Raw genomic sequence first — 21,796 nt, forward strand, 5'->3', positions numbered from 1 at the left:
AAGCTTTTTAGAAAGGTTTTTGGATTTGAGATAAACTAATCCTTATTTTCGCTTTCTGCCGCTGCTTTTGCGACTGGATAACGATCATAATATCCTGGTTTATTCACTTGACGTCCGCGAGCGATCGCCATCTCACGTGAAGCTACATCTTCGGTGATCGTCGAACCCGCTGCCACATAGGCGTGGTCTGCGATCTCAACTGGTGCAATAATATTTGAACCACTTCCGATAAACGAATAGTCGCCCACATTAGTATGATGTTTATTTTGACCATCGTAGTTGACAAATACCGTGCCACAGCCCACGTTGATCTCTTTTCCAAGAGTCGCATCGCCAACATAGGTCAAATGCCCAACTTTAGTATTCTTGCCTAAAGTTGCCTTTTTAACTTCAACAAAGTTACCGATATGCACGCCTTCACCAATGTCAGCTTGTGGTCTCAAATGACTGTATGGTCCGATATTAGAGCCATTACGCATGATGGCTCCTTCAAGGAAGGAAGCTTTTACTTCGATCCCATCTTCTAAAACTGTATCGCGTAATTCAGAATGCGCCCCGATCACACAATCTTCTCCGATGACTGTCTTGCCCTTCAAACTGACACCGGGCTCGATCACAGTATCGGCTCCGATCTTAACGTCAGCTTCGATATAAGTCGTGGCTGGATCGATCAATGTGACCCCATTTTTCATATGCAACTCGTTTATCCGACGTTGCATGACTTTAGTTGCCTTAGCCAAGGCGATCCGGTCATTGACACCCATTGATTCTTCAAATTCATCCATGCAGTAAGCTCCGACTGGGCGACCTTTGGCTTTTAAGATCTCGATCACATCAGGCAAGTAATATTCACCTTGGGCATTGTCATTTTTTACTTCATGCAAAGTCTTGAACAAAGCTTGGTTATCAAAGCAATAAACACCTGTATTGATTTCATTTACCAAAGCTTCTTCTGGGGTCGTATCTTTTTGTTCGACGATCTTTTCAACTTCATCGCGATGATTTCTGATCACACGCCCATAACCAAATGGTTCATCCGTTTTAGCTGTCAAAACAGTTGCGACTGCGCCACTTTGTTCATGTTGTTCAAATAGTTTAGCAAATGTTTTTGCTGTAAATAACGGAGTGTCGCCACATGTAACCAAAGTCATCCCCTGTTTGTCACCTAAAAGTTCTTCGGCTTGTAAAACAGCATGACCTGTGCCCAATTGTTCAGCTTGTAGAGCATATTTTGTCCGCTTTCCTAAAGTCTCTTCAACTTTAGCCGCTCCGTGTCCCACGATCGTCACGATCTCATCGATCTGATCTTTTTCAAGCTCAGTCAAAACATGGTCGACCATTGCCTTACCGCAGACTGGATGTAATACTTTGTATAATTTTGATTTCATTCGTGTGCCTTGACCCGCTGCCAAGACGATTGCATATTTTGCTGTCATTTCAGAATCTTGCCTCACTAAAGGCATCCCTTTCTCAGAATAATTAGTAAACACTATCTAATGATAAACCACTGTCACCCTAGTTTCAAGCGTCCAAACCCAATCAAAAAAGCACTAAACACCTGACTTGATGTTTAGCGCTCAACGGCTTTATTTGTTACCAAATACTTTTTCTAAATAGTTTCCTGGACTAACAGAGATCGTCTTATCTAAAGTATTGACTTGATCAACTTTTAGCAATGAAGTGTAGTCATCGACCATGCGTTTTCCATCAAATGAACCTTCAGCAAAAACCGTGATCCCGACTAAGTTTGACTCGAATTCTTCGATCATTGACTTCATCCCATTGACCGTGCCGCCACCTTTCATGAAATCATCGACGACTAACACATTAGAGCCTCGCTTAAGACTGCGCTTGGACAATTCCATCTTTTCGATCCGTTCACTTGAACCAGATACATAGTTGACCGAAACAGTCGAACCCTCAGTGATCTTAGAATCACGACGCACGATCACAAATGGCACATTCAAGTAACTAGAAACGCTTTGAGCGATCGGGACCCCTTTAGTTGCCACTGTCATCACCGCATCGATCTGTTTATCGATATATTGGCGTGCGATCACGCGTCCAACTTTACGTAAAACGTCAGGTCGGCCTAAAAGATCAGACAAGTATACATATCCGCCCGGTAAAAGGCGATCTTGTTCTGAAAGTTCGGCTGTCATCTCTTCAATAAATTCACGAGCTTCATATTCTTCCATTGAAGGAATAAAGCGCGCACCACCTGCTGCACCTGGGATCGTCTCTAAAATACCGATCCCACGTAATTTGAAAGTCCGCTTAATAATGGCAAGATCTTCGCTGATCGAAGACTTCGCTGATTCATAGCGTTCAGCAAAAAAGGTCAGCGAGATCAATGTATGCGGTGATTCTAAGAGATATCTCGTCATATCGATCAATCGATCACTTCTTCTGGTTTTCAAATTTATTCCCCCAATGTTTTTGAAATTTTAGTTACATTATACGTTATCAAACGGATTTTTCCTAGTTTTTAAGCTTTAAATAATTTTAAAGTTCGTTTTTCAGGCGATAAACCCCGATTCAAAATTGTTTTATCAGATCTTTTTTCTCTTTCTGATTAACGTTCGGTTCTGAAACAAACTATTATAGGTTATCACTGTCATCGGCTAGCGTCAATACTTTTTTTAAATTCTACTTCAGGATAAATATATAACTTTTTATGTATAAAAATTATATAAACTAAATTTAATACGAATAAATATTAGTTTATTGTTGAATTATTTGCATAAAAATTGTATGATAGCCTCAACAAATGTATAAAGGAGTTTTTAAAATGGCAAATAAAAAGGTCGTACTCGCATATTCTGGTGGTTTAGATACTTCCGTTGAGATCGCTTGGCTCAAAAATAAAGGCTATGATGTGATCGCTTGTTGTATTGATGTTGGTGAAGGTAAAGACCTAGCTGCTATCCAAGAAAAAGGTTTAGCAGTAGGCGCAGTTGAGTCTTTAGTCATTGATGCTAAAGACGAATTCGCTAGTCAATATTGTTTAACGGCACTCCAAGCTCATACATATTATGAACAAAAATATCCACTCGTTTCAGCTCTTTCACGTCCTTTGATCGTTAAACACCTAGTCAAGATCGCTAAAGCCTACAAAGCAAGTGCGATCGCGCATGGTTGTACCGGTAAGGGCAATGACCAAGTCCGGTTTGAAGTCGGGATCCATGCGCTAGCTCCGGAAATGTTGATCGAAGACCCGATCAGAGATAACCATTGGTCTAGAGAAGAAGAGATCGACTATGCTCTCCAAAATAATATCCCCGTGCCGATCAACAAAAAAAGCCCTTATTCAGTCGACGAAAACTTATGGGGACGGGCAAATGAATGCGGTATTTTAGAAGACCCGTGGCAAAGTGCTCCACTAGACGCCTATGCTCGGACTTTACCTTTAGAGCAAACACCTGACGTTCCCAGTGTGATCGAACTTGAATTTGATCAAGGTGTCCCCGTTAAATTAGCGGGAGAAAAACTTAAATTAGCTGATTTGATCTTAAAACTTGATCGCTTGGCTGGCCAACATGGGATCGGGCGGATCGATCACGTCGAAAATCGGCTGGTCGGGATCAAATCCCGTGAGATCTATGAGTGTCCAGCAGCTACGGTTTTGATGACAGCCCACAAAGATCTTGAAGATATCACGCTTGAAAAAGAAGTCGCCCATTTCAAACCTGTGATCGAACAAAAGCTCAGTGAATTGATCTATAACGGGTTGTGGTTCTCACCGTTGATGCCCGCGCTCCAAGCTTTTTTAAAGCAGACCCAGACTAATGTTACTGGTGTTGTTCGCGTCAAATTATTCAAGGGTAACGTCATTTGTGAAGGTCGCAGATCGCCTAATTCCTTATACGATGAAAAGCTAGCGACCTATACTGCTGCTGATCAATTCGATCAAGAAGCTGCCAGTGGTTTCATCAAGCTTTTTGGCCTTCCAACTCAAGTCTATGCCCAAGTTCAACAAAAAAATGGAGGAAATAGCTATGAGTGATAAATTATGGGGGGGACGTTTTGAAGCGTCCCCGGATCAATTCGTTGATGAATTTGGAGCTTCGATCAGTTTTGATCAGTTGCTAGCAAAAGAAGACCTCCAAGGTTCACTTGCCCATGTAAAAATGCTCAAACATACCCAGATCTTGAATGCCACCGAAGCAGATCAGATAATTGCGGGGCTAGAAACGTTAGCACACAAACTAACTACGGGTGAACTGGAATTTTCAGTCGCAAACGAAGATATCCATATGAATTTAGAGGCTCTGTTAGCCCAAGAGATCGGCCCAGTTGCAGGTAAACTTCATACTGCCCGAAGCCGAAATGATCAAGTTGCAACTGATCTACATCTTTATTTAAAAAAGCGCCTTCCCCAAGTATTGGAGGCGATCGCTGAATTGCAAAAAGCGTTATTGTGTCAAGCAAAAAAGCATCAAACGACACTGATGCCTGGTTTTACGCATTTACAACACGCCCAACCGATCACGTACGCCCACTATTTGATGGCATACTGGCAAATGTTCAAACGTGACTATGAGCGTTTTGACTTCAATCAAAAGCACACCGACATCTGTCCATTAGGTGCAGCAGCTTTAGCAGGAACAACATTTCCGATCGATCGCAAATTTAGCGCAGACCAATTGGGGTTTAGTGAGATCTATGCCAATTCATTAGATGCCGTATCTGATCGTGATTTTGCCTTGGAATTTTTAAGCAATAGTTCGATCTTGATGGTCCACCTTTCCCGTTTTTGTGAAGAACTTATCTTATGGTGTAGCTATGAGTTTGGCTATCTTGAACTATCCGATAAATTCGCTACAGGAAGCTCGATCATGCCCCAAAAGAAAAATCCTGATATGGCTGAATTGATCCGGGGGAAATCCGGCCGTATCTTTGGTGATCTGATCGGTCTACTAACAGTATTAAAGGGCCTTCCTTTAGCCTACAACAAAGATATGCAAGAAGATAAAGAAGGTGTCTTTGATGCTGTCAAAACGATCATCCCCTGTCTTAAGATCTGCACTCAAATGGTCGAAACATTGAGTGTCAACCAAGAGCGGATGGAACAAGTGCTCACGACTGATTTTTCTAATGCCACAGAACTAGCCGACTACTTGGCTAAAAATGGAGTGCCCTTCCGTCAAGCGCATGCGATCGCCGGCAAGTTAGTCTTACACCAGATCAAACAACAGCAAACACTTCAAGATACCGACTTAGCAACTTTCCAGAAATTTTCACCGCAGATCAAAGCAGATGTGTATTCTGCTCTTGATCAAAGAACAGCCGTCAAGCGCCGTAACTCTTATGGCGGAACTGGTTTTGCCCAAGTTGAACAGCAGATCGAACTTGCTGAGCAGTTTATGCAAAAAATTAAATAATTTAACTAGAGGATAGAAATTGAACTTGTGAAATTTTTATCCTTTCTTTTTATTTGGCCTTGCGCTAAACTCAAAGATAATAGCACTAGAAATGAGGCCTTTTATTCGTGAAAATCATCATTGCACCCGATTCTTTCAAAGAAAGTATGACTGCCAATGAAGCAGCCCAAGCTATCTATGCTGGCTTTAAACCCATCTTTCCCACAGCTACATATGAATTGATCCCACTAGCAGATGGAGGAGAAGGCTTTGTCGATACGATCTTAAATACTGTTCCTGGAAAAATTTATTCCTATCAAGTAATGGGACCAAGAAAACAAACAGTTACAGCAAAATTGGCCGTGATCGATGCGGGCAAAACTGCACTCCTTGAGACTGCGGCTGCTAGCGGACTACATCTTTGTAACGGTATAAAAGATCCTCTGACGGCTACTAGTTACGGAACAGGCGAATTGCTCAAACATGCTTTAGATCTTGGTGTAGAGCATATCATCTTAGGTCTTGGAGGTAGTGCGACTAATGATGGTGGTGCTGGCTTACTTCAAGCCTTAGGCGCTAAATTTTATGATCGGTTTGACTATGAATTGCCTCTAGGCGGGATCCATCTACAAGCACTTAAAAAAATCGACATCAGCACCTTAGATCCGCGCTTACAAACAACTAAGATCACCCTTGCTAGTGATGTAGCTTCGCCTTTCATTGGACCTAACGGGGCTAGTATGGTCTTTTCCCCGCAAAAAGGTGCTTCCCCTGAGGCTGTGATCCAACTTGAACAAGCTTTGACTAATTTTTCACAAATTATCAAGGCTACTTATGGTAAAGATATCGCCACTACTCCTGGTGCAGGCGCAGCTGGTGGGATCGGTGGGGCATTGCTTGCTTTCACTAACGCTACCTTAACTTCAGGGGTCGAGCTCGCGATCACTTTGACTGGTCTTGAGCAAAAAGCGACTGCAGCTGATATTTTACTGACCGGCGAAGGCAGTTTAGATAGCCAAACAAAATTAGGAAAGACGCCCCTTGGGGTTTTACGCGCGGTCAGATCCGTTTCACCTGATTGCACCGTGATCGGCTTAGCTGGTAAGCTCGAAGCCGTTGCTGAATTGCATCAATTAGGTTTTGATGCTGTCTTTTCGTGTACTCCTGGTGTTATCAACTTGGAACAGGCCTTAAGATCAGGACCAAAACACTTGACACAAACAGCAAATGAAGTGGCACATTTATTGCAAAAATTCGTTTAGCGTGTTTGACTCTTTTAAAATAGCGCGTAGTTCAGTATAATTAAACTAATAATTTCAATGATAGACAGGTGAATCAAATGGAGATATCGGAGAAAGCTCCGGCTAAATTGAACTTCAGCTTAGATACCCCATTTCGTCATCAAAACGGTGAGCCAGAATGGAAAATGGTAATGATCGCAGTTGATTTAGCCGATTACGTACACATCCAGACCCTTCCTAACTCGCATAAGATAACCGTCTCGACTGACTCTGGTTTTTTACCAAGTGATCAACGAAACTTAGCCTATCAAGCCGCTAAGATGTTGCGCGATAAATACCAGATCAATGAAGGCGTAGCGATCACGATCGATAAAAATATCCCCGTAGCTGCCGGCATGGGGGGTGGGTCTTCGGATGCTGCGGCTGTCCTACGTGGCTTAAACAAGTTATGGCAGCTTGGACTCTCACGCAAAGAACTTGCTAAGATCGGGCTAGAGATCGATTCAGATGTTCCGTTTTGTATCTATAGCGAACCAGCCCTTGTGACTGGTAAGGGCGAGATCGTGACCCCGATCGGTCCTTTACCCCCATTGAAGCTCATCATCGCTAAACCACGCGACAGTGTCTCAACCCCTAGCATCTTAAGAAAGATCGATTATGATAAGATCAAACATCAAGATGTCGATGCTGTCGTTTGTGCGATCAAGGCCCAAGATTATGCAACGATGGTCACTAAGATGGGAAATACTTTAGAACCGATCACTGCTAGACGCCACCCTGAGATCTTGAAGATCAAGGAAAAAATGCTCCAATTTGGCTGTGATGCAGCCCAAATGAGCGGCAGTGGACCAACAGTTTTTGGGGTCTGCCAAAAAGCTTCACGAGCCCAACATATTTACAATAGTTTACGTGGTTTCTGTAAGGAAGTTTACATCGTTAGTCCTTATAATTTAGACCAGCAAGCTTGTTTTTAAAAAACTAAGACCAGATAAAGTCCTTAACTGTTTAAGAACTCTATCTGGTCTTTTTTTAATGATGCCATGCAAGCGGCCGGTTATTCCACAAGATCTTATCCATCGTATCCAAAACTTTAGCACTTTGATGCAAGTCGGTATAATCCGTATTGGTATAAACAGCTTGATAATATTTAGACCAATTGGGATGAATGATATTTTTCAAAAATAGTGACTGTACATTGGGCACCGAGCCGTCAGTTTTTTCACCATCGACCGAGCCCATCAAATTATAAAAATCGATACTAGCAAGTGGATCAAATTCTTTAAATTTCTTCAACAAGCGCTGATAATTTTTATCGGTCGAGGCTTTGGTTTGAGCCTTGGCATAGCTCGTATTCTCATCTACACTTTCATCGATCGGTGTTCCCAATAAGATCACCTTAGGAAAAGCGATCTCTTTTTGTAACGAACTTGAATCTGCCAAAGCATGTATCAAAGCACTCCCGCCCCATGAATGTGCGATCACATTGAGTTTATCGACATGATAATCTCGGTGCAAGCGTGTAAGTACCTGTTGCAGCCACTTTGTCTGTGGTTGGTAATCTTTTGTATAATTCCAATCAAAGATCAATTGGATCAAAGCATTTTTCTTATTAGCTACACTACCTTGGACCTTGACCTTACCCGTTGGCGTCACATGGATCGTCATCGTCTTTTGTGCGATATTTTCTTTTTGGTAGTATTCGATCAATTTACTGTAAGTCCAACCATTCCCACCCCATCCAGGGACTAGGAGCGTTGGAACATCGCTATACGCAATATCCGAACGCAACTGTTTCGTGCGTAATGCTTCTCCAGGTGTTCCACGTAAAAGCCATAATTGGAGGCAGATCAGCCCGACTAAAACACTGCCTAAAATCACCCACCATTTTTTCAAGACTGTGCTCGCCTTCTTTCTACTAGTGCATAAATTATAGTCCTTTTTGCTGATTTATGCATCCGTTTTGACTTCAATTTTTTATTTAATAATTTCTATTATTTTCATCAGTAATGAGATAAGCTCAAATAAAGATCCCGCTATGAGCTTCATAACGGGATCTTTACTAAAGTCTTATTTTTGGACTGCTAACAATTCTACTATTTCTTCAGTTGGAATACCAGCAAAATATTGGGTGAGATCTAGCTTAGCTAAAGCTTGACGAATTTCCGCTGGAGCGTATTTTACACCCACCAAGAGCGCTTCTACTTCACCGACATCTTTTTTACCAAAGAAATCACCGTAGATCTTGACCGAAGTGATCACGCCATTATCGATCAAGAAACGTGCATCGATCGTTCCACCGGTGAAACGATGTCTTTTTTGAACTGTAAACTCGGGAGAACGTCCATAGACCCAATCCCAATTTTTATACAGCTCTTGTTCGATTTTTGCGATCTCAGCTTTATCCGTCTCATCTAAATAATATTCGAATTTTTGGGCTTGCTCTAATGAATCTACTTGCCAGATCTTTTTGATCAATTCATCCCGGAAGCCGAAGGTATCTAGTGCTTGATACTGTTTATCCAAATAGGGTTTGATATTTGTTACGTGCGAACGAACTGACTTAACACCCTTTGATTCGATCTTATCTTTAGGTACACGCAACGCATTTTCGACAGCACTTGTATCCACATCAAACATCAAAGTCCCATGGGAAAAAGTTTTGTCACCCTTTGTATACATCGCATTACCAGAAAATTTCTTACCGTCGATCACGATATCATTGCGCCCTGTCACCTCAGCTTTGGTAGCGCCCATCTCATGCAATGCTCTGACGATCGGCTGGACCAATGTCTTAAAATCACCAAATTTTTGATCTTTAGCTGGCACGACAAAGCTAAAACACATATTGCCTAGATCTTGATACATCGCACCACCACCGGAAAGGCGACGGGTGATCGTGATCTCGTTATCTTCACAATATTTCTGATTGATCTCTTCCATCGTATTTTGGTTTCGACCTACGATGATACATGGCTTTTCGATATAAAACAGCATAAATGTTGCTTCCAATTTACCACTGTTCATCAAATACTGTTCCGTTGCTAAGTTAGTTCTGATATCATCAGTTTGCATTACTAGATACTGCATTTTTATCCCTCATTTGCCTAAAAATTAAATATTAGTTGGAAAACCAAGCGCCACATCAGCAGCATCCATCACAGCTTCACCTAATGATGGATGTGGGTGGATCGTTAAGCCGATATCTTCAGTCGTTGCGCCCATTTCGATCGCCAAAGTCAATTCGTTGATCAAATCACTCGCATGAGCCCCAACGATCTGAGCACCTAGCAAGATATCCGTTTCTTCTTCGAAAACTAAACGAATGAAACCATCAGTCTTACCCATTGAGATCGCACGCCCATTAGCAGCAAATGGGAATTGCGCCTTTTTAGCCTTAAAACCTTTTTCTTTAGCTTCGGCTAGGGTCAAGCCAGTCGTTGCGATCGAAGTATCCGTATAACAAACTGCTGGCATCGCACGATAATCGACCGTTGTCTTCATGCCAGAGATCGCTTCAGCAGCTACTTTACCTTCATAGCTCGCTTTATGAGCCAAGGCAAAACCAGCCACGATATCACCGATCGCATAGATATGTGAGATATTTGTACGACTTTGTGCATCAACTGGGATCAAACCACGATCATCGATCTTGACCCCGGCTTGTTCTAAGCCCATATCAGCTGTATTTGGACGACGCCCAACTGAAACGATCACATAATCAGCCGTGATCTCTTGGGCTTTGCCATCGACCTCAAAGGTGACCTTGACGTTATCATCCGTTTGTTCAGCATTCTTAGCCAAAGCATTGGTGTAGATATCTACACCTTGTTTGCTAAAGTGATGTTCGACCACTTTAACAAGATCTTTTTCATAGTTAGCTAAGATCATCGGACCACCTTCAAGGATCGTTACATGTGAGCCTAAGTTAGCATATGCCGAAGCTAATTCACATCCGATATAACCGCCACCAACAACGACTAATTCTTTAGGAACTTCACGTAAATTGAGAGCCCCCGTTGAGTCTAAGACACGACCCTTAAACTTAAAGTTAGGGATCTCGATCGGATGACTTCCTGTGGCGATGATCAAATTATTGAAACTATATGTTTGAGCATGGCCTTCCTTATCGATCACACGTAAATTGTGATCATCTTTCAAGAAAGCATCACCCCAAACAACATCGATCTGATGCTTTTTAAATAGTGATGCGACCCCACCAGTGAGCTTAGAAACAACACTATTTTTCCACTCGATCGTTTTATTGAAATCAAGTTTAGCTGCTGTTACTTGGAGTCCCATATCTTGGGAGTGCATTGCGTATTGGTAGTGGTGTGCTGCTTCGATCAAGGCCTTTGATGGGATACAACCTACGTTCAAGCAAACACCACCGATAAATTCACGTTCGATCACGGTTACTTTTTGGCCTAATTCAGCTGCATGGATCGCAGCTACATACCCACCAGGGCCCGCACCGATCACGACTGTATCTAATTCAATTGAAAAATCTCCAACTACCATCTAGCTCATCCTTCCATTAATAACAATTCTGGGTCTGCCAATAATTCTTTGAGTCTGTTGACTGCTTTTTGAGCTGTCGCACCATCGATCACACGATGATCAAAGGCCAATGACAACTTCAAGACGCGTGCGATCTGAACTTCATCATCCACTACAACAGCTTCTTTAGTGATCTTACCCATACCTAAGATCGCAACTTCTGGCCAATTGATGATCGGTGTAAAGAAACCACCACCGACCGAACCGATATTAGTGATCGACATACCAGTATGATTCATATCATCACGTGCTAATTTATTTTCCTTAGCTTTGGCTGTATTATTTGAGATCTGTTCTGCGATCCCAAATAAACTAAGTGCATCTGCATGTTTAACATTTGGTACGAACAAACCATGGTCGGTATCTGTTGCGATCCCTACGTTGATGTAATCTTTATAAGCGATCGTTTGATTTTGCATATCGACCGAACTGTTGAAGATCGGGAATTCCTTCATGATCACGGCTAAGGCTTTGACCATATAAGCCATAAAGGTCAATTTGACACCACGCGTTGCTGCCAATTCCTTATACTTCTTACGGTGATCCCAAAGTTTATCCACGACAACTTCATCAAAGACATGTACATGTGGGATCTGGGAAACTGAGCGCACCATTGCATTAGCAGTTGCTTTTCTGATCGGTGACATCTTTTCAACTGTTTCAGGCCAAGCAGCACTTGCACTAGCTGGCAAAGCAACAACTGGTTCTTCTGTTTTTGTCTCTGGAGCTGCTACTGGTGCATCTTGTGGCAAACTCAAAGCTTGTTCAATATCGGCTTTCGTTACTTGTCCGTGACGTCCAGTCCCCTTGATCTTAGCCAACTCGACTCCATTTTCACGGGCAAATTTACGCACTGACGGCATCGCTAAAACTGGTAAGGAGTGATCTTGCACAGATACTTCAACAGGCGCTTTGCTTGTTGGTTCAGCGACTGGCTCTGGGGCTGGTTGAGTTTTTTCTTCTGCTTTAGCTGGTGTCTTTGTCGCACTATCATCAACGTTGCCTAACCCTTCTGCAACTTCTAACTCTACTAAAACATCGCCAACTTCAGCCGTTTCACCTTCTGGAACTACGATCGCAGTTACTTTTCCGGCTACAGGACTAGGAATTTCTTCGACGGATTTATCATTTTCGATTTGAACTAGATCAGCATCTTCTTTGATCGTATCGCCGACTTTAACGTGCCATTCACCAATGACACCTTCAGCGATCCCTTCCCCAATATCTGGGAGCTTAAATTGATATTTACTCATAAATCTTCACCTTTCCTAGAAATTGACCGTTTCTTTTACTTTTTCAATGATATCTTGTTTGTTTGGTAACCAGATCGTTTCAGCATCGCTAAATGGATATGGTGTGTCCGGCGCATCGACCCGTGCGATCGGTGCTTCTAATGATAAAATACCTTTTTCAGCGATCAAGGCTGCTACTTGAGAATTGATCCCTGCTTGGCGTTGTGCTTCTTGGACCAAGACAACTCGGCCAGTGCGTTTGACTGATCCTAAGATCGTTTCTTCATCCAATGGGGAAACTGTACGCAGATCAACAACTTCGGCTTCGATACCTTCTTTAGCTAATTCATCAGCAGCTAGTAAGCTTTCATGGACCATATAACCGTAAGAAATGATCGTTACATCTTTGCCTTCACGCTTGATCGCTGCTTTATCTAAGGCTACAGTGTATGCTTCATCTGGAACTTCTTGTTTGAAAGAGCGATATAACTTCATATGTTCTAAGAAAACAACTGGATCATCTGAGCGGATCGCTGCCGTCAATAGGCCCTTGGCATCATATGGATCACTTGGGATAACGACCTTTAACCCCGGTGTTTGTGCCATCAATCCTTCCAAACTATCCGAGTGTAATTCTGGCGTATGGACCCCACCACCAAACGGAGCTCTGATCGTCACTGGCATTTTACGGGTACCACCTAAGCGGAAACGTGTCCGAGCGATCTGAGCGGCGATCTCATCCATAACTTCAAAGACAAAACCAAAAAATTGGATCTCAGGTACAGGCCGAAAACCTGTCAAAGCTAAGCCAACTGCAAGACCACCGATCCCTGATTCAGCTAAGGGCGTATCAAAGACTTGATCTTCACCGACTTTATCTTGTAAGCCATCAGTAGCACGGAAAACACCACCATTTCGACCAACATCTTCACCAAATACCAAAACATTTTTATCACGTTTCAATTCATCTTCCAAAGCCTGTGTAATTGCTTTGATCATCGTTGTTTTAGCCATTATGCTTCCTCCTTAGCCGCAAATTTTGCAATTTGTTCCTCTAAAGTCGGTGGTGTTTCGACAAAGACATTTTGAAGATATTCACTCACCTTTTGTTTTGGTGCTTGTTCCGTCTTTTTCATTGCTTCATTGATCTGGTCATTTACTTCTTCAATGTAAGCTTCTTCTTGTTCTTCTGACCAGAGACCTTTTTCATCTAAATAAGTGCGTAATCTTACCAGTGGATCTTTCTTTTCCCACTCTGCTTCTTCATCAGCAGTCCGATAACGATGCGGATCATCACCAGAAAGTGTATGTGGGCCAAAGCGATACGTCAAAGTCTCGATCAAGACTGGGCCATTACCCGCTACACTGTATTTACGCGCCTCGCTCATAACTAAATAGACTGCCAAAGCATCCATCCCATCAACTTGAAGACCTGGGATCCCAGCAGCTAGACCTTTTTGTGCTAAAGTTGGAGCCGCAGTTTGAACCGCTCTTGGTACTGAGATCGCATAACCGTTATTTTGCACAACAAAGATCGCAGGTGCTTTGTAGGCACCAGCAAAGTTGATCCCTTCGTAAAAATCACCTTGAGAAGTCCCACCATCACCAGTATACGTATACGCTACATTCTTAGCGCCTTTTTTCTTGAACCCTAAAGCTACACCAGCAGCTTGAACATATTGGGCCCCGATAATGATCTGTGGTGGTAAAGCAGCTAGATCTTCTGGATATTCATTTCCTAAAACATGCCCACGCGACCATAAGAAAGCCTTTTCCAAAGGTAACCCATGTAAGACTAATTGCGGAACATCACGATAAGCAGGTAATAAGAAATCTGGCTTTTCCATCGCAAATTCAGATGCGATCTGCGAAGCTTCTTCCCCAGCAGTTGGAGCAAAAAATCCTAAACGCCCTTGACGATTCAGCTTGGTAGAACGTTCGTCTAATACACGTGACCATAACATTTGTTTAAACAATTCCACGATCTGTTCATCACTTAGGTCTGGGAAAAAGTTTGGATCGATCACTTTGCCATTTTCATCCAAAACTTGAAGCGGTTTAATTTCACTAGGAGAGATCGTCTTTAACGCTTCAAAATCAATTTTTTGTGCCATTTTAAAACTTCCTTTCTTTAAACATAAGGAATCAATCTTATTTTCAATCTTTATACAGCGCTTACATTGCCAATTATAACGTATTGGTCACTAAATGTTAATTTTGTGCACTCCTTAATTTGTTAGCCGATACCCTAGAAACATTGATTTTGCGCAATATTTTAGACGTAAACTTTTTTTACCTTGTGGACAATGTTACTTTTATCACAAACATCTGGCTTAAAATATGTTTTAATTTTTTAAATTAAATCACAATATTACCAACCTTTTATCCTGGGTCGTTTTATTTGTAACTTATAGACATTAGAACTATAATACCTTTGTAAATATAGAAAGGAAGTTTTAGCTATGACACGCCGTAATGATTCCAAGCTCGAACATCGGCTCGAAGAAAACCGTCTAAACGATGCTAGACGTCGTGAGAACGAAGAAAAAGAACAGGAAGCGAAAAAACATCGCGAAAAATAAACTTTGATGCTATAATGAAGTCCGAATTTTTTTTCGGACTTTTTTACATATTTAGAAAGTAGATGAACAAATGGAACTCACCGAAACTAAACGAAAACTATTTATTTTTACCCTATTAGCAGGTACTTTTACCATGTCGATCAGTCAATCAGCGCTTTCAACGGCTTATCCTGCCTTGATGCACTTCTTTACGGTCGATGCCGCAACGATCCAATGGTTGACGACCGGTTTTATGTTAATGATGTGTGTGATGATGCCAGTCAGCCCGTGGCTTCTCAATAATATTTCTTTTAAACATCTCTATCTCAGTGTCTTAGCCCTTTTTGGGATCGGCACTTTAATGATAATTTTTGCCCCAACTTTTTGGTTTGCACTATTAGGACGCTTATTAGAAGCTACTGCTGTCGGTATCTTATTTCCGTCATTTCAAACTGTTTTGATGACGATCACCCCTAAAGACAAGCGGGGACAAACTATGGGGGCTGCTGGTTTAGTCATGGGTTCAGCTTTAGCTGTTGGACCGATCATCTCTGGGATCGTCTTAAATTTTTTACGTTGGCAAGCTCTCTTTTGGCTATTTTGCTTTTTAATGCTCGTGATCTTCTTGGCCGCTTGTGTGACGATCAGTAATGTCATGGAGCAAAAACCTTCCCAATTAGATGTCTTCTCATTATTTTATGAAGGCGCTGGGCTAGGCATGGTATTATATGCACTGACTGCCTTTAAAGATCCCGCTCATTTACTATCAAGTGTTCTACTCTTACTCTTAGGACTTGGTTTATTGATAGCATTTTGCCAGCGTCAACTAAAACTGGCAGAACCCCTCTTAGAATTGCGAATCGTTAAATATTTAGATTTTGATATTGGGCTATTACTAACCGGACTTTCTTACATGTCCTTGATCGTCGTCACGATCGTTTTTCCGCTCTATTATCAAAAGATCCTCGGTCTAAGCCCGCTAGCTTCTGGGCTTTCCTTAGTCTTACCTGCTGTTTTACTGAGCGTGTTAAATCCTATGACCGGTAAGCTAGCCGACAAATGGGGCTTTAAACCTGTTCTTTTAGTTGGCGTCAGCATGTTGCTTAGTGGTTGGGCGGGACTTCTCTTATGGCAAGATCACTTGGGACTACCGCTCTTGATCGCCTTTTCAATGGTGATCGAAGGGGGCAATGCCTTTGTCATGATGCCGGCTACAACGCTGGGCGCTAATTCCGTCCCTAAAAACTTGATCGCACATGCAACTGCACTAACGACTACGATCCGCCAGCTCCTTGGTAGTCTAGGGGTCATGGGCGCAACCTTATTGTTGAGCAGTGCTGGTCAAAGTATCACCCAAAAATCAAGCTATTCCCGCGTCTTTATCTGCTTTTTACTCATTGAAGCCATAGCTTTAGTCTTAGCGTTGCGCTTAAAAGAAGTTAAAAAATAAGCTAGGAGAGACCCATACAAATGGGTGCTCCTAGCTTATTTACTGTTTCAAAAAATTAAATCTCGGTACCTAAAATCCTAATAAGGGTCAGCGATGATCAACTCATCGCTTAATCAAAATCTAGAATGATATTATTGGTCAAAACGTCGGTGTAACTATATGATACGCGTTCAACGGCATTTTTTTCGTGACTTAATTCTACGATAAATACAGCGGGGAAAGTTTCCCGCAAGATCCCATGACGTTTAGTAACTTTTTTGCGCCCAACGTGGGACGTTACCGTTAAACCAGCGCCAATGCAATTGTCGAGCTTGCTCTTGATTTTTACTAATGTAGTTGGCAATGCGCTTCACCTCTCTGTGAGAAACATTGTAACATAATTTTACAAAAAACGCAATTATACCATACCCGAACAAACACTTCAATATTTAAAAGTTATTTTTTAATAATTTTTTCATTGACTAAAGCATCAGCTAATTCGACCATTTGTGCGATCGTTAACTTTTCCGCACGGATCCCCGGTTCGATTCCGACCTTAGCTAAAGCTGTCTGCATTTTTTCTTTGATCTCAGGAGTCTTACCATACATTCCTTGCAAGTTGTTCCAAAGGCTTTTACGCCGATGTAAAAAGATCCCTTTGACCATTTGCTTGAAGAACTTTTCATCAACTGGCTCATAGGTTTGAACGGCTTTTTTCTCTAATACAATAATCGCAGAATCAACTTTAGGTTGGGGAATGAAAACTGTTTTAGGCACGATAAAAGCCACTTTAGCATCCATCTCGTATTGGACCGCCACACTCAAAGAACCGTAATCTTTGGTCCCTGGAACAGCGGCTAAACGATCAGCCACTTCTTTTTGCATCATCACAACGATCCGGTCAAAATCAACTGGGGCTTCCAACAAATGTAAAATGATCGGCGTTGTAATGTAATATGGTAAATTCGCCACCAACTTGATCTTATGTTTTCCATCAAAATTTTTAGCGATCAATTCTACTAGATCGGCTTTAAGTACGTCTTGATGAACGACTGTCACGTTATCATAAGGTGACAAAGTGTCGGCTAAAACAGGGATCAAACGGTCATCGATCTCTAGCGCCATGACTTGATGTGCATTCTTTGCCAACTGTTCAGTCAAAGCACCGATCCCTGGTCCGATCTCGATCACGTCATCTTCTGGCGTTACGTCAGCAGCGGCCACGATCTTATTTAAAATATTGATATCAGTTAAGAAGTTTTGGCCTAAACTCTTTTTAAATGTCAAACCATAACTCTCCATGATCGCCCGCGTTCTAGTTGGTGAAGCGATCTCTGGTAATTGATTATTCATCGATTTTTCCTTCCTCTACTTGTTCTAAATATCTTAGTGCAGCGGCAAATTCTTCTGGGGTGATCTGAAAGAGGTTCAACCGCTTATAGAGCTGCTTGCCGTTGACATAGCCGATCCGCAAATATTCGCCCAAGATTCGCCGTCTGATCTTGGCTTTAGGACCTGATATCAAGCCTGCTACTGCTAGATCTTCACGACTGATCATTGGCGTCGCATCTGGCTCTTCTGTATATAAATTACGTAAAGCCTCCCGGATCGCCTCTGGATCAGCATGTTCAACGCCAAGACTCCCCTTGTGATCTGGAGCAGCAGCTTTTTTAGTCAAAAAGGCATGCTTGACCCCTGGAACAGCTTCTTGGATGATCTTACGGATCTTTTCACCTGAAAAATCAGGGTCGGTAAAGACAATGACCCCACGTTTGTCATGTAATTCTTCGATTTGTGCGAGTGTCTCATCACTGATCGCTGACCCTCTAGTTTCAAGGGTATCTGCATTGACGGCTAAGTTGATCCGCTTAGTATCATCTTTACCTTCAACAACGATAACTTCTTTGATCTTCATCTTATCTGTCATTTTATCTTCAACACTTTCTTTGCATTAGCAGTTGTGATCTGCGCTAATTTTTCAGGCGCGATCTGTCTTTCTTTAGCTAAAAACTCTAACGTATAGCGGGTCATTGCTGGTTCATTGATCTTACCCCGAAATGGCATCGGTGTCAGATAAGGCGCATCGGTTTCAACTAACATATGCTCCAATGGTGTCATTAAGGCTGCCTGTTTTACTTCCTTAGCATTGCCAAAGGTCACGACACCACTAAATGACAATTCCATCCCTAGATCCAAAAATTTTTCGGCCCAGTCAGCATCCCCGTTAAAACTGTGCATGATCCCACCGATCTTTGCGATATCTGCCTCTTTTAAGATCGCATAACAGTCCGCGATCGCATCCCGATCATGGATACTTATCGGAAGTTGTAATTCATGTGCGAGCTTTATTTGACGTTCAAAAACTTTCCATTGGACTTTTTTAGGCACATCACAATGATAATCAAGCCCGATCTCACCGAGAGCTTTTACTTTCGGGTGCACCAAGACCTCGCGTAATCTGCTTTCAAAATTTGCATCGTAGTCTAAAGCACTTTCGGGATGACAGCCAAATGCCCCATAAATATTTGGATATTTTTCAACTAGATCAAGCATGCGCTCCGTACTCGGGGTATCGTAACTGATGACTAACATTTCGGTCACATCTAAAGCTTTGGCCCGCTCTATCACATCAGGAATATCATTTTTAAATTCAGTAGCATTGATATGAGTATGTGAATCAAAAATCTCCATTTTTTTCCTTTCTTACGCTAAAAGGCACACGGTCAGCCCATGTGCCTTCTATCACTTAATTAGCCAACTAATGATCCGGCTGGGATCTCATCGGGAACAGTTATCAATTGTACTGTATCACCAAATTCAGCTGATAAGAGCATCCCTTGGCTGATCTCGCCTCGCATCTTACGTGGTTGTAAGTTTGTTACCGCGATCACTTTTTTACCGATCAATTTTTCTGGTTCAGGATACCATTGCGCGATACCCGAAAGGATCTGACGTTCACCTTCATCGCCCGCATCCAACCGGAATTTAAGTAGCTTATCGGCGCCCTTGACCCGCGAAACATCCTTGATCAAAGCCACCCGTTGTTCAACTTTATCAAATTTATCAAACTTGATCTCTTTTTTCGTTGACTTAAGCTCTGTCTTTTCAGGATCAAATTCAGCTTGAGCTTCGATGGCTTCTTGCATTGCTTTTCTCCCTTTTTGTTTTTCATTTTTAGTCATCTTAGACTTGATATATTCAACTTCAGCTTCGATGTCTAAACGTGGGAAGATCGGTGTTCCCTTCTTAACAACAGTTGTATTTTCTGGGAGAGCAAAATAGTCCACATCCTTGATCGCCATATTATCTAATGGTAGACCTAATTGAGTAAAGATCTCTTTTGGTGCGTGTGTCATCACTGGTTGCAATAAGATCGCGATCAAACGTAAACTTGCAGCTAAGTGAGCTAGGACACTGTCTAATTCTTCAGCTTTAGCCTCATCTTTAGCCAAGACCCATGGTTCAGTCTCATCGATATACTTGTTAGAACGTGAAACAAACTTCCACAGTGCTTCTAAAGCTAATGCAAAATGTGCTTGATCCATGTTAGTTTCGTATTCAGTGATCGCTTCTTTAGCTGACTTTTCTAAATCTAGATCAAATGCAGTAACATTTGAAGTCAACGTTGGGATCACGCCCCCACGATATTTATTGATCATCGCTACAGTCCGGTTCAATAAGTTACCTAAGTCATTAGCCAAATCGTAGTTGATCTTTTGCACAAAATCTTCTGGTGTGAAGATCCCATCATTGCCAAATGGAACCGCCCGCATCAAGTAATAGCGTAATGCATCTAGCCCATAACGTTTCGTCAACATTTCTGGATAGACTACATTGCCCTTAGACTTAGACATCTTACCGTCTCGCATGACTAACCAACCATGACCGATAATATGTTTTGGCAAGGGAAGATCTAAAGCCATCAAAATGATCGGCCAGTAGATCGTATGGAAACGAACGATCTCTTTACCCACCATATGAACATCAGCCGGCCAATACTTGTTGAAAAGTTCTTGATCCTTGCTGCCATAGCCCAAAGCTGTAATATAGTTACACAAAGCATCGATCCACACATAGACCACGTGTTTTGGATCATTTGGTACTTTAACGCCCCAATCAAAACTAGTCCGTGTGATCGCCAAGTCCTCTAAGCCAGGCTTGATGAAATTATTCAACATTTCATTTTTACGACTTTGTGGAATGATGAAATCTGGATGTTCATTGTAGTATTCGACCAAACGATCAGCATACTTGCTCATCTTGAAGAAATAGGATTCTTCTTCGACCAGTTGAACTTCATGCCCAGATGGAGCTTTCCCACCGATCATATTGCCCTGTTCATCCCGATAAACTTCGGCTAATTGTGATTCAGTAAAGTATTCCTCATCTGAAACAGAATACCAACCCTTGTAAGAGCCAAGATAGATATCGCCCTTATCCAAAAGTTTTTGGAAGATTTTTTGGATCGCTTTTTCATGATATTCATCCGTTGTTCGGATAAATTTATCATTTGTGATCTCAAGCTCTTGCCATAATTTTTGGATCGCTTCAGCCATCATATCAACATATTCTTTAGGCGTCATATTCAAGTCTTGGGCTTTTTGTTCGATCTTTAACCCGTGTTCATCTGTCCCTGTCAAAAAGAAGACATCAAAATCTTGCAAACGTTTGTAGCGTGCTAAAACATCGCAAGCGATCGTTGTATATGAGTTACCGATGTGTAGCTTTCCTGATGGGTAATAGATCGGCGTTGTAATGTAATATGTCTGTTTATCAGCCATTAACTAGTCATTTCCTTTCGCTTAAAACTGCTATTAGTGCAAGTTTATCATCGTCAAATTTTCAATAAAAATAGTATAACATAACCACGTACCTATTATTAGCTGTTTCAAGCAAAAAAACAGGGACTAGGCATATTTATGTGCAATTTTGCCACAAGTAGCGGCTACGATCGCGGCCAAAAGATCATCGATAAAGGTGTTGACGTGTTCGGGGCTCGTATCGAATTTCTTGATGATCCCAGATTTTACGCGGTCAAAATACCCAAAATTGGTAGCTCCGATCGTACCATAGATATTGGCGATCTGTAATGCTAAAGTTTCATCGACCCCAAAAACTCCCGAATCATTTTCGATGATCTCGGCTAATGGTGAAGCCACTTTTCTTTCTTCTGTCAAACGATCGAGCTCTAACATGACCATTGCATTATTCAATAATTCCCGCTTGTGCATCACATCATTGACATCTTTTTTGCATTCTTCTAAGGTCAAGCCTAATTCAAAGTCCTTTTGGGTCTCATAGACCAACTTAGCCAATTCATCTAAACTGACACCGCGTTTAGCTAAGCGTGCGATCACAAATTCATGTGCCTTAGTATCAGGATATTTAAAGTTTTTTTGATACATTGAAATAC

Annotated in this window: 19 protein-coding genes; 5 read left to right on the plus strand and 14 right to left on the minus strand. The window is 41.9% G+C overall.

The genetic code is table 11. The features are described from left to right. Positions 1 to 35 precede the first annotated feature (35 nt). Positions 36 to 1,436, minus strand: a complete 1,401-nt coding sequence (gene glmU, locus LMU01S_RS03805) for a bifunctional UDP-N-acetylglucosamine diphosphorylase/glucosamine-1-phosphate N-acetyltransferase GlmU (RefSeq protein ID WP_056960144.1) — start codon at positions 1,434 to 1,436, stop codon at positions 36 to 38. Between the two features lie 150 nt (positions 1,437 to 1,586). Next, complete coding sequence (gene purR, locus LMU01S_RS03810; RefSeq protein ID WP_004048778.1) at positions 1,587 to 2,420, minus strand: pur operon repressor; 834 nt, start codon at positions 2,418 to 2,420, stop codon at positions 1,587 to 1,589. A 371-nt stretch (positions 2,421 to 2,791) separates the two neighbouring features. Between purR and LMU01S_RS03815 the strand changes: the two genes are divergently transcribed. The 4 genes from LMU01S_RS03815 (at position 2,792) to ispE (ending at position 7,578) form a co-directional block, all read left to right on the plus strand. Further along, entirely contained in the window at positions 2,792 to 4,006 is a 1,215-nt protein-coding gene (locus tag LMU01S_RS03815) for an argininosuccinate synthase (protein WP_056960146.1), read from the plus strand. Then, positions 3,999 to 5,384, plus strand: coding sequence for an argininosuccinate lyase (gene argH / locus LMU01S_RS03820; protein WP_056960148.1), 1,386 nt, complete (start codon positions 3,999 to 4,001; stop codon positions 5,382 to 5,384). Before LMU01S_RS03815 ends, argH begins: the two co-directional genes overlap by 8 nt. A gap of 107 nt (positions 5,385 to 5,491) precedes the next feature. Continuing rightward, positions 5,492 to 6,625, plus strand: coding sequence for a glycerate kinase (locus tag LMU01S_RS03825; protein ID WP_056960150.1), 1,134 nt, complete (start codon positions 5,492 to 5,494; stop codon positions 6,623 to 6,625). Positions 6,626 to 6,702: 77 nt separating this feature from the next. Next, positions 6,703 to 7,578 carry a 4-(cytidine 5'-diphospho)-2-C-methyl-D-erythritol kinase gene (gene ispE, locus LMU01S_RS03830; RefSeq protein ID WP_056960152.1) on the plus strand — a complete coding sequence of 292 codons (876 nt, stop codon included), beginning with the start codon at positions 6,703 to 6,705 and terminating at the stop codon, positions 7,576 to 7,578. A gap of 55 nt (positions 7,579 to 7,633) precedes the next feature. Here the strand turns inward: ispE and LMU01S_RS03835 are convergent, their stop codons facing one another. From LMU01S_RS03835 to pdhA, 6 genes are all read right to left on the minus strand, one after another. Next, entirely contained in the window at positions 7,634 to 8,497 is an 864-nt protein-coding gene (locus tag LMU01S_RS03835) for an alpha/beta hydrolase (RefSeq protein ID WP_056960154.1), read from the minus strand. Between the two features lie 174 nt (positions 8,498 to 8,671). Further along, entirely contained in the window at positions 8,672 to 9,691 is a 1,020-nt protein-coding gene (gene lplA / locus LMU01S_RS03840) for a lipoate--protein ligase (RefSeq protein WP_056960156.1), read from the minus strand. Between the two features lie 24 nt (positions 9,692 to 9,715). After that, positions 9,716 to 11,122, minus strand: coding sequence for a dihydrolipoyl dehydrogenase (lpdA, locus tag LMU01S_RS03845; protein ID WP_056960158.1), 1,407 nt, complete (start codon positions 11,120 to 11,122; stop codon positions 9,716 to 9,718). Between the two features lie 5 nt (positions 11,123 to 11,127). Next, the gene (locus LMU01S_RS03850) at positions 11,128 to 12,414 is read right to left on the minus strand and encodes a dihydrolipoamide acetyltransferase family protein (protein WP_056960160.1); all 1,287 of its coding nucleotides are present in this window, start codon (positions 12,412 to 12,414) and stop codon (positions 11,128 to 11,130) included. A 15-nt stretch (positions 12,415 to 12,429) separates the two neighbouring features. Next, entirely contained in the window at positions 12,430 to 13,407 is a 978-nt protein-coding gene (locus tag LMU01S_RS03855; protein WP_056960162.1) for an alpha-ketoacid dehydrogenase subunit beta, read from the minus strand. Continuing rightward, on the minus strand, positions 13,407 to 14,507 hold the full coding sequence (gene pdhA / locus LMU01S_RS03860) for a pyruvate dehydrogenase (acetyl-transferring) E1 component subunit alpha (RefSeq protein ID WP_056960164.1): 1,101 nt from the start codon (positions 14,505 to 14,507) through the stop codon (positions 13,407 to 13,409). The genes LMU01S_RS03855 and pdhA overlap by 1 nt, the downstream gene beginning before the upstream one ends. A 538-nt stretch (positions 14,508 to 15,045) precedes the next feature. On the opposite strand from pdhA, the gene LMU01S_RS03865 reads away from it, so the two are divergent. Beyond that, positions 15,046 to 16,404, plus strand: a complete 1,359-nt coding sequence (locus LMU01S_RS03865) for an MFS transporter (RefSeq protein WP_056960166.1) — start codon at positions 15,046 to 15,048, stop codon at positions 16,402 to 16,404. 109 nt (positions 16,405 to 16,513) lie between these two features. On the opposite strand, the gene LMU01S_RS03870 is transcribed toward LMU01S_RS03865, so the two are convergent. From LMU01S_RS03870 to LMU01S_RS03895, 6 genes are all read right to left on the minus strand, one after another. Then, complete coding sequence (locus LMU01S_RS03870; RefSeq protein ID WP_056960168.1) at positions 16,514 to 16,747, minus strand: Veg family protein; 234 nt, start codon at positions 16,745 to 16,747, stop codon at positions 16,514 to 16,516. A 92-nt stretch (positions 16,748 to 16,839) separates the two neighbouring features. Continuing rightward, the gene (gene rsmA, locus LMU01S_RS03875) at positions 16,840 to 17,736 is read right to left on the minus strand and encodes a 16S rRNA (adenine(1518)-N(6)/adenine(1519)-N(6))-dimethyltransferase RsmA (protein ID WP_056960170.1); all 897 of its coding nucleotides are present in this window, start codon (positions 17,734 to 17,736) and stop codon (positions 16,840 to 16,842) included. Continuing rightward, positions 17,729 to 18,298: a ribonuclease M5 gene (gene rnmV / locus LMU01S_RS03880; protein ID WP_112195981.1), complete on the minus strand. Its 570-nt coding sequence runs from the start codon at positions 18,296 to 18,298 to the stop codon at positions 17,729 to 17,731. The genes rsmA and rnmV overlap by 8 nt, the downstream gene beginning before the upstream one ends. A gap of 8 nt (positions 18,299 to 18,306) precedes the next feature. Beyond that, positions 18,307 to 19,074, minus strand: coding sequence for a TatD family hydrolase (locus tag LMU01S_RS03885; protein ID WP_056960175.1), 768 nt, complete (start codon positions 19,072 to 19,074; stop codon positions 18,307 to 18,309). A gap of 59 nt (positions 19,075 to 19,133) precedes the next feature. Then, positions 19,134 to 21,164, minus strand: a complete 2,031-nt coding sequence (metG, locus tag LMU01S_RS03890; RefSeq protein ID WP_056960176.1) for a methionine--tRNA ligase — start codon at positions 21,162 to 21,164, stop codon at positions 19,134 to 19,136. 126 nt (positions 21,165 to 21,290) lie between these two features. Further along, positions 21,291 to 21,788: a phosphatidylglycerophosphatase A family protein gene (locus LMU01S_RS03895; RefSeq protein ID WP_056960178.1), complete on the minus strand. Its 498-nt coding sequence runs from the start codon at positions 21,786 to 21,788 to the stop codon at positions 21,291 to 21,293. Positions 21,789 to 21,796 lie beyond the last annotated feature (8 nt).

The organism is Ligilactobacillus murinus DSM 20452 = NBRC 14221, from assembly GCF_001591685.1.
GTDB lineage: Bacteria > Bacillota > Bacilli > Lactobacillales > Lactobacillaceae > Ligilactobacillus > Ligilactobacillus murinus.